Origin of the sequence: Pseudoalteromonas sp. MMG012 (genome assembly GCF_018100875.1) — a bacterium.
Lineage (GTDB): Bacteria > Pseudomonadota > Gammaproteobacteria > Enterobacterales > Alteromonadaceae > Pseudoalteromonas > Pseudoalteromonas aurantia.
The window spans coordinates 42,886-56,820 of sequence record NZ_JAGJEF010000016.1 but is presented as its reverse complement, the minus strand read 5'-3'; the positions used below and the strand labels follow the sequence as shown (position 1 = coordinate 56,820).

The window sequence follows — 13,935 nt, the reverse complement described above, 5'->3', positions numbered from 1 at the left end:
GTTATAGGTCCATCTCTGTCATGGATTCATCATCCAAAGCGGCACTAATATCGCGTCCACTCACAATATCACTCACCATTTTTATATCTGGTGAGCTGTCTGAACATGTCGCCATTGCATTCATCAAATCATCTATTCGCACTGCCAGAAGTGCGATGCTTGAATGGTCAAAAACATCGCCAACAGTGATACGTATCCCGAATTGGGCATTGATTTTCGACACCAACTGCATCGCTAAAACAGAATTGCCACCGCACTCAAAAAAGCTTTCTTGAGTGCCTAAAATACTTGTATTAAGTAACGTCAAAAAGCAACTGTGAAGCGCTTCTTCAGTGGCGGTATTCGGCTCTACAGGTATTATGTTTCGCTGTTTTATACCCTCTGGTATAGGTAAAGCATTCGAGTCCAATTTTCCATTCGGCGTTAATGGCCACGCCAGCAACCAACACACAGATTCAGGTACCATATAACTTGGTAAACACAGGGTGAGTGCTTGGCGTATCTCGCTGTATGCCCATCGTGTTTGCAAGATGCCATCATCAATACAATACGCACATAAACTGGCTTGTTGTTCGGCATTTTGTTTTATGAATACACGTACATTCTTAGTTTCCAGAACTTGCCGTAAATGATGTTCGATATCACCTAATTCAATTCTATGACCGTGTAGTTTTACTTGCTGATCAAGTCGTCCTTGGAGCTCAATTTCACCATTTGGTAAACGTCTTGCTCTGTCCCCCGTCCGATATAAACGCTGAGTACACTGGTCATTAAAACGATGCTCTATAAATCGTTGAGCAGTTAATTGAGGCTGCTTAAAATAGCCATTTGCCAAACCTACACCACCAATACACAGCTCCCCCCATACACCCGTAGGTAGTGGCAACAATGCACCTTGCACATTATCTGACATGATATACAAGCTGGTATTTGTAATACCGTCTCCGATAGATATGTGCTCGGCATCTGTGATGTGACTCAGTGAAGACCAAATTGTGGTTTCAGTCGGTCCATACATATTCCATAATTCAACGTCATTTTTCAAAAATGCCTTTGCTAATGACTTGCTAAGTGGCTCGCCACCACACAGCACTTTTAACCCTTTGACACAGTGAGGCTGGTGATCTAACAACAACTGCCAAAGTGTTGGTGTCGCCTGCATTATAGATACAGGGTTTATATTGAGGAGCTCAACAATGGCCGCAGGGTCACTGCATGTTTGCTCACTTGCCAGCAGCACATGAGCACCTACAAGCATTGGCGCAAAAAGCTCCAGCATTGCAATATCAAATGCAATGGTTGTCACTGATAGCAACGTATCTGAACGCGATATTCCAGGCGCTTGTACCATTGCAGATAAAAAGTTAATTAGCGCTAAATGATTTATTTCAACGCCTTTTGGCTGACCTGTAGATCCTGAGGTATAAATGACATAGGCAGGCTGTGTCGGCAATAACTCGATATTTAAGTTCGGCGCCTCGCTTGGATTTAAAGTGCTCGATAGTGAGTCAATATCTAACACTGTCATACTATGGCGACTATTTAATACACTGTCGTCGCATAGGCTATCACAGAGTAATATGCACGCTTGTGCATCATTTAAAATGTAATTTATCCGCGTCTGTGGAAACGCCAAATCTAATGGTAAATATGCCGCACCTGTTTTCAAAACAGCCAATATACTCACCACCAACTCAACACGCCGAGGCAAAGCAATGGCGACTAAACTACCGACGCCAATATCGAGCGCTCGCAAGTGGTGTGCAAGTACATTTACTCGCCTATTTAATTGCTCATACGTTAAAGTTTGTTCTTCACAGCTCAATGCTTGATGCGTCGGGTACTGAGCAACGATTTGCTCAAACTGCTTAATATAGTTAGTTAATGCCGGCTGTGAGCTGTGCGAATCAACGGGTAGTTGCTGTGCTTTATTGAACTGCTCTTCAAGTAACGTTTTTTGAGCTGATTCAGTTACAAACGAACAAGCTGGTGAGTGCAACGCATCTTGAGTGTTTCCTTTCTCAATGAACGCAACAAAACTTTGTATGAAGCCATCAAATAGTTGGGTATCAAATTTGTGTTTATTAAACTCTATGTCTAACGACCATGACTCACCAACTTGGGTAACATTACAATTCAGTTCAAACTGACTATAGGTGGTTACCGAGGGCCCAGTATCAATACTCAGCTCAGCAAAAACCGGTAATGACGGTACTTTATCCATATTGAACAAGGTAGAGGGTAAATGAATGTCTTCTTTCGTTAACGCAGAATATGGATAATGCTGATGTTCAAAGGCAGTCAGTAGTACAGACTGCACGTGCTTGATCAGCTCACCTAAATGAGTGCACGCCATAACATCAATATTAATTGGCAGAATATTAGTACAGTACCCCACCAACTGGCTATCTAAGATATCAGGCTCAAAAATATCCTCCGAACTTCCAACGATATCTTTGCGAGACAATAACTGTCGGTCTGAACATGGGATCCCTGCTGTGACAACCGATTGTTGCGTCAATTTACTTAACCATAAAAGGTACATCGACAACAAAGTAGCAAATTGCCCACAGCCATTGCGTTTAGCAAGCTGCGATACATTCAGCATGGCCTCCTCTGTGAGATGTATACTCCGTGTTTCCACCTCAAAATGCACCTCCTCCTTTGCATCGATGTTTTCAGCTAACGCAAACTTAGTTGGCAAGGCGAGCTCACAGCTGGTCGCTAAATGCGTTAACCAAAACGTCCTATCCTCTTCAAATTTTATTGTCTGTTGGTATTGCTTGAGCGCTTGAGTATAGGCAAAAAAGTCTAGTTTTGAATTTGCGGGCTCTATCACTTCCTGATTGTAATAAGCTGCAATCGCCTTCAAAATAATCTGTAGTGACACTCCGTCATACAGTATGTGATGTGCAACAAGGCTAAAATAACTGCAGCCTCGCTGATCTTCTACCAAATTAAAACGGAGTAATACATCATTATCCAAGTCAAACGGGGCGTAACGCAAGGCGCTTAAATTTGCCGTCAGCTGAGCGTCTGTGTCAATTGTCACAACCGACATTAATATTTGATTAAAAGCCCCTTTCCTATGACATAACGTATCGCTATCCACACCATAACTTAGCATTGGGTATTGCTTTATCACTTCCCTAATTGAACGCTCTAAATGTCGTTTATTCACTGCACCAGTTAACTTCACCGTCGCTTGTAACTGATAGGCTTTTGCACCTTGTTCAGACCGTAAAGCCAACGCCAGCAATTGCTGCTGAGCATCACTTAAGGGCACAGCGTCATTTTCACTGGCACCACTTATCTGTGATTCTAATGCTAAAGAATCGCCAAAATATCCGGCTTTTTTTATACTGAGTGCGCTGTCTTGTACGACTTGAATAATTGCCTCAACATCAGCATCCGTATGCGCTGCTGATAAGAAGCAATTTCGCCCCTCCCAAATAAACACGCCACGATTGAGCATTTCATAAAAAAACACATCCAAGTTTTGTGTAAATTTAAATCTAAATAGTGATGTAAAGGCTTCAAGGCTAATTGGGATCTGCTCTGCTGTAAAAAACCGATTTAACGTCTCTTTCAAGTACGTGGTTTTTTCATTCACAGCATAGAACAAAGCGGGTCCTTGACGTTTTATTTCGCTCAACACAGCTTTTGCACTCGCCATGGCTAATGGGTGTTTGCAGAAAGTCCCAGCAAAGAACGTTGTGTCTGCTTGGGGGTAAGAAGTATCACCATATTGCCACACACCACCATCAATACCATCTAAGTACGCGTGGCTACCCGCAACCACACCAATAGGCAGCCCGCCACCAACAATTTTTCCATAAGTTGCCATATCGGCTTGTATATCTAGCAACCCCTGAACTCCACCTGGATGTGCTCGAAACCCAGTGATCATCTCGTCAAAAATCAGCGCAATCCCCAGTTCTTTCGTCAACTCGCGTAATTCTTTTAAAAATGCCCATGGCTGTAATTCAGGATGACGGCTTTGTACAGGCTCGACTAATACGGCTGCAATAGAAGAAGCATGTTTACGAATAGTCTCTAACGCCTTAGGATCTGCATATTCTAAAACCAAATTATCACTAATTGATCCATGACGAACACCCGAACACATTGGCTCAACGTCACTTTCACTCAATGCATGTGCTAATGTGCCATCATAATGTCCATGGTAAGCACCTGAAAACTGAACAACTTTTTCACGTTTAGTCGTATTACGCGCTAAACGAACCGCAGTCATGACCGCTTCAGTACCAGAGTTACAGAAAGTGACACGCTCTAAACCGGTCAAATCATTAATCAATGATGCCACTTCACACGCAAGCGGGCTGGCTAACCCAAGCTGCAAACCCGCCTCAACTTGCTGTAACAACGCCTGTGTTACAAAGTCTGGTTTATGGCCGAATAAATTAACCCCAAAATCCATAGCAATATCAATGTACTCATTACCATCAATGTCCCATATTCGCGATTTTTCACAGCGCTGAGAAAAAATTGGGTAAAGTAACTCTTTACTTGAAAGTCTAAATCCAGCCGAGGCTCTACTGTCTGCTAAATATGGTCTGTTCTTACTAATTAGTGCTTTAGATTTTGCCGTTTTTTTACAGTATTCCTCGCTCAATACCGCAAAATGTTGCTGCATACGTTCAGATTTTAATTGAGAAGTGAGCTGCTTTTTTTGAAAAGATGGCAAGACTGAATTAGCGGTACTTTGATACTTATGTGCTGTGGGCTGAGGTACTGAATGTGTAACATTACCTTCTTCAACGCTATACTCATACCCAGCGTTTACGCCTTCTAAAGCATCCTCAGAATCATCTTGTCCTAACGGTAATGAGTGACTACGCTCTGTCGTCGTTGTTAGCAACTGTAATTGCTGCGCAGTGATCGCCTTTAGACTATCACGACTATACGCGTTATTAACTTGAGTAGCAGCATGTAATTGCGCTTGACAAATTTCTTTAACCAGCTCGCCATTTATATGGCCTATAGCACGTGAAGCTACCGTGTTATTTCCGTGCGTAATGTCTCCAGCACTTACTAGTTGGTCTGTTGCGTGTTCTTCAACATTTGCTGCTATTGGCTGAGTACGGTAATCACTATGTTGTACAATGTAAGTCAATAAACTATCAACTGTGCTTAACTCTTCATAAAACTGACGCACACTAAACTCAAGGCCAAACTCCCTTTCATATAAGCGAACGGCCTGCATGATCATCAATGAATCTACGCCCATTTCGAGCAAAGGTATATCTGTCTGGATTGCTTCAGCCGGCATCGATAATAAGTTTGCCAATGTAGACAATACAAACTCTCGAATTATGACTTGTCGGTCTTCACTATGCTTGCTTTGAACAGTCGCGCCTTTAACATAAGCGTTAACTTCATCTGCATGGCGGTGCCCATTCGATGCTTTACTTTTACCCTCTTGGGTATTTAAAGGCACAATCCAATGAGCATGTTCATCAAATGGATAAGCAGGTAAACTCTGTCTTGGAACCGATTTTTGAGGATAAACGCAAGACCAATCAAGCTCCAACCCTAATTCAAATAAGCGACCAATACTTGCTGGAAAGCGCGATACATCTTCCCCCTTGTTATGGAGTACATGCAAACATTCACAATGATGATCTTTAAGGTTTTCTTGAACAAGGGCACTCAATACAGGTTTGGGCCCCACTTCGAGCGTACAAAGTGGTGCAACTTTATCTAATTGATGCAGACACAAATCAAACCGTACAGGTTTAATAATTTGTTGCACCCAATAATCAGGGGTTGTCAGTGCGTCAGTTTCAAACTCACCTGTAACCGAAGACAAATAGGGATACTTAGGTAAAGAGAAAGTAATGCTATTGGCTACTTTTGCAAACTCACTAAGCATAGGTGCCATTAATGGAGAGTGAAAAGCACGTGCAGTGTTTACCTCCCTATATTTAATTTTCTTCTGTTCTAACTGCCTACATGCAAAATCAATCGCGGTATTGTGCCCAGATAACACCACCCCTGACTCTGCATGAAATGCGCAAATGCAAACCTGAGTTGAACAGTCAGCATGGCACTTCGCAACTATTTCTTGTGCCACAATATCAGTACAGCGTATTGATATCATTCGGCCTTCATTAGGCAGCTCTGCCATTAACGATGCTCGGGCAGCAATCAGTTTAACTGCATCTTCGATAGAAAAAACCTCTGCAATACATGCAGCAGCATATTCTCCAACACTATGACTGACCAAATATTTCGGTGTAATACCTAAGCTTAACAATAACTTTGAGAAAGCGTATTCCACGGCAAATAAACAAATTTGTGTCCACTGTGCTTCGTTGAACAATTCAGCTTGTGGATTGCCGTATAACACGTCCAGCAAACTTTCTGCTCGCTGACTCTCTAGCAAATCATTACATTCGTCTATCGCAGCCTTAAATACTGCCTGTGTTGAATACAAAGACTTTGCCATATTTGCATACTGAGCACCCTGCCCCGTAAACAATAAAGCCAACTCACTGATATTATGAGACCCGCCGTCATGATGCGTACGATAGGTTTTGCTAGCCATGTTCAGGTTTTCAAGTAATTGTGATCGACTTAAACCGTGTACCACCCGCTTATACTCTCTCATATGAGGCTGCATTGCATTGTTATAAACCAATGCATCAAACTCATTAGCGTCTAGTTTAGCTAACACTTCGTTGTAACGATTAAGAGAATGATGCAGTGCCAAAGGCGTTTTTGCTGAAACAGCAAGCAAATAAAACCCTGTTTGCGCCAGTAAATTAACATCAAGGGGATTTTGCTTAGGTGCCGCTTCACAAATTACATGCGCATTGGTTCCCCCAAAGCCAAATGAACTTACCCCTGCACAATGTGCTAAATCCTCTTTTGGCCAATGAGTATCAGAAGTATTCGCGACTAAAGGTATTTTTGCCCAAGGAACATGCGTATTAAGTGTATTAATGTGGGGCTGAGCAGGAATTTTTCCATGCTGTATACACAATAGAGTTTTAATGACACCTGCAATCCCGGCGCCTGATTCTAAGTGGCCTATATTGGCTTTAACCGCGCCGACAGTAATGGGAGACGCCATTTGACCCTGAGGTCTATATACTTTGCTTAGCGCTGATAACTCGATAGGATCACCCAATTTAGTACCAGTTCCATGTGCTTCAACATACTGTACATCTTCAGCACAAACAGCTGCGTTGTCTAAAGCTGCTTTAATAACAGCCTGTTGTGATAAGCCATTAGGTGCTGTAATACCATTACTGCGTCCATCTTGATTTACAGCACTGCCTTTTAATATGCCTTGTATTGGATCTTGCGCTCGATAAGCCTCTTCCAATGGCTTCAAAAACAAACAACCAACACCTTCACTACGAACATATCCATCAGCAGCGTCTGAAAATGTTTTACAACGACCATCATCAGCAAGCATTTGTGCGGCTTCACAGGCTTTAGTCACTTCATCACTGAGAATCAAATTCACACCACACACAATCGCTTGAGAGATCTCTCCTCTTTTGATGCTCTGAATTGCTTGATGAAGCGCCACTAACGATGAAGAGCATGCTGTATCAATCGAAATGCTAGGCCCCGTAAAATTATAAAAGTACGATAGCCGATTTGCTGCAATGCTTAGTGCTGTCCCAGTACCAAGATAAGCATTTTGTTTATCAAACTGCTGTGACATGGCAAAGTAGTCGTTCTGTGAAATTCCCACATACACGCCTGTATTGCTTCCTGATAAAGCTGATGGGGAATAGCCACCAGCCTGGATGGCGTGATAACTGACTTGCAGTAGTAAACGATGTTGAGGATCAATATATTTTGCTTCCGTTGGAGAGATACCAAACAAAGCGGCATCAAACTGCGCAATGTCTTCTAAATATCCACCAAACCGACCCGCTTCCAAATTAGGACACAATTGCTGACGCCTTTCGGAAGGTAAAGAAATGGCGTCTCGTTTATCACAAATGAGCTGCCAAAATTCCTCAATATTATTTGCCTGCGGATAGCGACAAGCCATACCTATAACTGCAACACCTCTCTTATCTAAAGCCTGCTCTATACTTTTACCAATCGGAGTGTTGATGTTTTTTACCGTATCATCCATGTCACTCTGATTTATAACGTTTTCAATACCTTTACTCTGTAAAACCACGCTTTGTACTTGCTCAAACTGCCACAAATAGTCACTAAGCTGAGCAATAGTCGGGTATTCATATAACACTGTTGCTTCCAGCTCAATGCCATGCATTTCCATTAACTCACCAGAGATCCGTACCGCCCTCATAGAATCAACACCCAACGAGTGAAAAGGTGCATTCACGTCTAAAACGGGGGCATTACTTTCGAGCTCTTGACCAACGACCTGCTGCAACAGCTTTTCTATCAATAATTTGCCTGATGCGTTTTGTGAAGAACCTGCCGTTAATGGCGCGTGAGTTTCAGCTAATTCATTCCCATGAAGGGTTCGATATAAAGGTGAAAATAAGGCTTCTACGTAGTGCCGTTTATTTTCTTGGCGCTGAATTTTACCACTAGATGTTTTTAAAATACGACCAGGTTTGATTAACACAATTTCATATGGTGTGACACCATGATATTGTGTTACCGCGGCCATAATGTCAGCGGTTACGCTCTCGGGGTTGAGCTTACGCACCGCAGTACGTTTTACTTGCTGGACTATGATCAAACGTTCTTGCGCTGCTGATTGGTTTGCTTGTTGGTCCGGCGATGAAACAATTGAAAATGCAGCCCCTCCGTTGGCATCTAATGCCTCATGTGCATTGCTGACCGTAAGCTCTATATCTTGAGGATAATAATTTTTACCCCGAAAAATAAGCACATCTTTTGATCTACCTGTGACAAATAATTCGTCTTGAAAGATAAACCCTAAATCTCCCGTGCGTAAATACGGGCCATCATTGTCATCTGCAATATGTGCTTGAAATATCTCTTTTGTTAGCGCTTCTTTACCCCAGTATCCTTGTGCAACACTTGCACCTTTAACCCAAATTTCCCCTGTGTCACCATCATCACACCGCTCTTTACTCTCTGGGTTTACAATTGCGACGGTATGATTATGCCACGCAATACCACATGAAACAGCGTAATAGGGTTGCTCTTGAGAGGTACTATCAAAGTCAAAAAAGATACCTGATTGAGAGGGCATAGATTCTTGCGTGCTCAACAACCGAGCTTGTCCATCTTTTAACGCTTGACTGGCCAAACGCAATACCGTTGGCGCGACAGACAATTTACCTCCAGTGGCAAATAACGTCGTTTCAGCCATGCCATAACAAGGTGCAATACTGTCTCTATGTAATCCACACTCTGCAAACTTTTGCGCAAAAAGCTCTAAAGTACTTGCTCTTACAGGCTCTGCACCATTTAATGCAGAACGCCAATGTGATAAATCTAACGATTTTAAATCTGCATCTTTGACAGTATCAACGCATAAATCATATGCAAAATTTGGGGCGCTTGAGGTCACGGCTTTGGTGTCACTCAACAACTTTAACCATCGGTAAGGCTTTTGCAAAAAATAAGTTGGGTTCATTAAGGATGCCGGTGCACCAATATATATCGGATGCAAAATACCAAAAATAAGACCCATATCATGGAAATGTGGCAACCAACTGACTATTGGGGTTGAATTATCATGCCCAAATGCAATTTTCATCATTTCTTGGTTATCGATGATATTGCCGTGGCTAACCATCACCCCTTTAGGATTGCCCGTTGACCCCGAGGTATACTGCAAAAATGCTAAATCATCCAATAAAATATCACTAAAACACCATTGCTGCGTTTGTATCTTAGTGGTGCTTTCTGAATCAGTTGTAAATACGGCTAGTTTGGCTAATTGCACTTCAGAATCAAATAGAGGGCGTGCAATTTCATAAATTTTCTCACTGGTTAAGGCACCTTTTGCACCCGCATCAGTCACGATGCTTCTTAAGCGATCAACATTTTGATTTTTTTTAGGTGGATAAACAGGAACTGCAATAATACCTGCATATAAGCAAGCGAAGAAAGCTTCAACAAATTCAAAGCCTGAGTTAAACAATAAGAGTGCTCGGTCGCCTTTGGAAAAATGTTGCTGAAGGTGTATTGCAACTTGCTTCGCTCTCTCGTCTAGTTCAGAGTAGTTCATTACTCTACATGGCTTACCGTCTTCATAAAAATATTGATATGCAATGTCGCTACCACGTGTATTAGCCAATGCGACTAACCTAGTCACTAAATCTGTATTCATTCCATGCCCATCATTGGTTCTGCGGATCAGTCAGATGTCACATCCTCAGCACGGCAATTTACACAGTAAAGTGCATTAAGTTGCGTTACTCAAAGTGTTTCAGCCTATTACCACTTAAAATTGAAAAAATAGAATCAATTAAATATCATCAATAAACATTTATTAAAAACCGTGCATTCTGTGTTTCTAAAATGGCAGGGTTTAGTGAAACATTTATTGCAAATCAAAGGTAAAACTAACCGCCTAAACCACCAGCACTGCTAATTTAACTGCACCTTTCCTACTACATCTTATTGCCTAAAGACATAAACTAACTCTAAAGGTAGACTTTTCATAAAACGTCTTTCGAAATTAGTTTATGCACCCATTTAAATAAACGAGTACTCAAAGAATATGACAAATCTCGCAAAAATAACCTTATAAGTGTGCCAATACAAAACTACTAAAGGTGTCCAACATCATAAATATTTACAAAAATGCTACCACAAACACCTAAAAAATAAAGATAGACAACAAAAAAATTAACAACCTACAAATATAAATCAAATTATCACAACAATAAACATACTTGTATTTCAAGCTGCTCAACATCGTAAATCTATGAATCAGTATCTTAATAGATAGTACTGAATATAATTGCATGGGTAAATTACAGTCAATTACATTAACAATATGTAAACTTTAATCTTAGGTAATTCTTGAAAAAACAGAGCACTTTTTGAAACTAAAATCTTGATTGTGGAAAGCGGTAGCCAACAGGTGAAAATAAAAACATAATTATTTATATCAATTACTTATTCTTTATTTTTCCGAATAGTGAAATAAAATACCTTGGCCATTGATTAAGGGTTTTGTTTAGATATCGATATTATTTACATTGAACATGAAATTTATCACATTTTGTGACTCATACTTGTATGCTAATGCAACGGACTATATAAGAAAAAACAACGATACATAGTAGTGGCTATAAAGAAAGTGAGCTGGTTTGACGATTAAGCCAAAATAGCTGACATGCTGAACTTTAAAACAGGTAAATTGAACTCGTCAATAAATAAGCCTATACCTCCAGGTTTTTAACTAGTTCAATTCACAGAATAACATTAATTTAACGTAGATTAAGGCGAGCTGGGTGCGTACTTGCAGCGAAAAGGCAATGAAGCCAGAGATTCAACTAATGCGTGATAGGATAAATTTATAGCATTATCATTTGTATTTTTCGAATTTCACGAAGTTAATACATAGAAGTGGCTAGTAATTACAATTACAAACCACTGCTTTGTTAAGTTCCATTCAACTTACCACTTATATAAGCGGCACTTTTGTTCCGATTTTAAACCGTAATTAGCAACAGTGTATGGTCCAATTTCAGCGTCACGAATTGTCTTAAAAGTAAAACTATCCATTGACACATCCATTGTTCCATTGCTATCGAGTGCGTATGTTGTTTGAATTTTACTACTGCCAATTTCAAACATACTTATAAACTCATTACCTGTTAGGAATTGATCAATCACAATCCCGTTATTTTCATCCACAGCATAATGGCCTCTATCAGCATTGATTGTTAATAGATTATAGTTACGTACACTCGCTGATTGCCCTGAGCCATAACTGAGCGTCCACGAAACCTTACCAGTATCTTGTGCCGCAATTTCTAAAGACATTGCAAAGTTATAATAAGACCCGTGTCGAGGAGAAATAAGCTCACATTCCCCCTTGTAAGTGCCTGCCCAGCCATCGGGAATAGTATCCGCCGCGTAAGCCACTGAAGATAAAACTGCACCAGCAAATAGTATTGATAGAGTTTTCATTGATAATCCTTATTTTAATGTTGGTCTCAACCATGTACCCAATATAATAACTAAATCATATTTTACAAGTATTACTACTTAATATTCCAACACACCGTCGTCTATAGCGCTTTTATTAAAAAGTAGACATAAAAAACGGCACTTAAAGTGCCGTACTAATTCATATGATTAATAGCTAATATTGGTTCAACCTTAGCAAACTATTTCCAACATCGTCACAGCACCAAAAAATAGCTGCACATCGTCGACTTTATTCGTTACCTTCATACTCGTGACCTCTATAGCTCGTTAGATATTAGAACTAAGCGTAAAAGACCTATTTTGATATCCAAGGTTTCACTGACACAATCGAAGCTGGCGTATCTACTAATGCAGTTTCAATTCCATCCCACGTGGCATCCACTGCAAAATGACATAATGTACGTTCACACTTAATATCTATATTATCTAAAGCCACGGGTTGAGAGAATTCAACTATCACTCCTTTTTGTTCCGGTAGTAAAAAGCGCATTAACTTACTAACAAAAAACCCTGACAGATCAGAAAGTAACGTATCAAATTCATTGTGTAATTGATATAAACTCGCTTTAGTCAATTGCGTGCTATCAAAATGCTCTGCTTCAATTTGAAATTTCAATTGGCATTGATGCTGAGGGTCACGGGGTTCTATAACCAGCACCGCTTTATCTTTGTCTAGCTTTTTATCAAATGGCAACAGTAATTGAGCTTGCTCTGTATACGCCAAAGGCGCTTCGCTATTTTCTGTTATAATTTTCCCACTACCAATTGTACAAGGTGCTAACGTTGTACTGTCTACAACATAGAAGTTTATACGAGCGAACTCGAACTCACCTTTTTCAATTACTTTCAATCTGTCGTAAAAACCATCATATGACACAACAAACTCTGTGGCCTGTGACATAAACGACATGCTTAATAACACTGCTGCGCAAAACCAATTACTCTTCATCAAAATAAGCCTTATTGTGTCTGATCATATCATTCAGTTCATTTACATATGCTTCTCCACGTTCTGAATATGAAATCAAACCAGCCGTTAATGCAGTTGCTTCAACTGGTTGTTTATTATTTCTTAATTCGGAACGCTTTACTCTTAGTCCTTGGTAAGCCTCATGTGTATTAATGTTTCTAAAATACGACTTAACGGCAGCTCGAACGGATTGAAATGCAGCAACCTCATGCTCCGCTTCATTGTCTCTACGTCGCGGCACCATGCCACACCCTTTTTTGTAACACCATTGACCAAAGAAGTTTAATCCAATACGTGCAAACCGAGAAGTCCCCCATGCAGATTCATTTGCCGCTTGCATTAACGCCAACTCTTTGGGGATCACATCGACATGAGATAGCGCGACCTTTAAACTCTCTTCGGTATAACGCTCACCCTCCAAACGGTAATAATCATATATTTTATTCAGCTTGTCGGTTTGTGCGCCCGTTAATACTTCATCAAACTGTAACATCATAAGTGCAATTTCAATACTTGCACGCTGCTGCTGTATGGCTTTATTTTCCGCGATAATGTGTGGCTTTATAAAATCAAAAAATTGTTGCTTCTTTTGTCCAACCTCTTTTATCTGCGAAAATTTTGGGAGCCTCACAGTGTGTAACGGTTTTTCGGCAACAATTGGCGGTGTCTCAATCACCACCGGGGTGGTTTCATTTGGTTTTATGATTGGAGCTGGTTTATACAAAAATGGGTAAGCTAACCCCCATAATGACACTATAAAAATGACTACTCTAACTACATTGACTTGCATGTCTTTCCTCATCATTGAGCGTACCAGCCTATATCCATAATTTGGCTGTAAGTTACTGATATAACTT

At 40.6% G+C, this 13,935-nt stretch carries 4 protein-coding genes; all 4 read right to left on the bottom strand.

Going from position 1 to position 13,935, the window contains the following annotated elements; all coding sequences use genetic code 11:
• Nucleotide 1 precedes the first annotated feature (1 nt).
• The 4 genes from J8L97_RS08080 to J8L97_RS08065 all read right to left on the bottom strand — a co-directional run bounded on the left by J8L97_RS08080 (nucleotide 2) and on the right by J8L97_RS08065 (nucleotide 13,868).
• Nucleotides 2-10,273 (bottom strand): non-ribosomal peptide synthetase/type I polyketide synthase, encoded by a 10,272-nt coding sequence (locus J8L97_RS08080; protein WP_211048671.1) that lies wholly within the window; start codon nucleotides 10,271-10,273, stop codon nucleotides 2-4.
• A gap of 1,298 nt (nucleotides 10,274-11,571) precedes the next feature.
• Nucleotides 11,572-12,087 (bottom strand): hypothetical protein, encoded by a 516-nt coding sequence (locus J8L97_RS08075; RefSeq protein ID WP_211048669.1) that lies wholly within the window; start codon nucleotides 12,085-12,087, stop codon nucleotides 11,572-11,574.
• A gap of 316 nt (nucleotides 12,088-12,403) precedes the next feature.
• Nucleotides 12,404-13,057, bottom strand: a complete 654-nt coding sequence (locus tag J8L97_RS08070; RefSeq protein WP_210996959.1) for a DUF2987 domain-containing protein — start codon at nucleotides 13,055-13,057, stop codon at nucleotides 12,404-12,406.
• Nucleotides 13,047-13,868: a glucosaminidase domain-containing protein gene (locus J8L97_RS08065; protein WP_211048668.1), complete on the bottom strand. Its 822-nt coding sequence runs from the start codon at nucleotides 13,866-13,868 to the stop codon at nucleotides 13,047-13,049. The genes J8L97_RS08070 and J8L97_RS08065 overlap by 11 nt, the downstream gene beginning before the upstream one ends.
• Between the last annotated feature and the right edge of the window lie 67 nt (nucleotides 13,869-13,935).

Bases quoted from the DNA above. Each gene is read 5' to 3' on its own strand.
- J8L97_RS08080 (WP_211048671.1), bottom strand. From the start codon at position 10,273: ATGAATACAGATTTAGTGACTAGGTTAGTCGCATTGGCTAATACACGT.
- J8L97_RS08075 (WP_211048669.1), bottom strand. From the start codon at position 12,087: ATGAAAACTCTATCAATACTATTTGCTGGTGCAGTTTTATCTTCAGTG.
- J8L97_RS08070 (WP_210996959.1), bottom strand. From the start codon at position 13,057: ATGAAGAGTAATTGGTTTTGCGCAGCAGTGTTATTAAGCATGTCGTTT.
- J8L97_RS08065 (WP_211048668.1), bottom strand. From the start codon at position 13,868: ATGCAAGTCAATGTAGTTAGAGTAGTCATTTTTATAGTGTCATTATGG.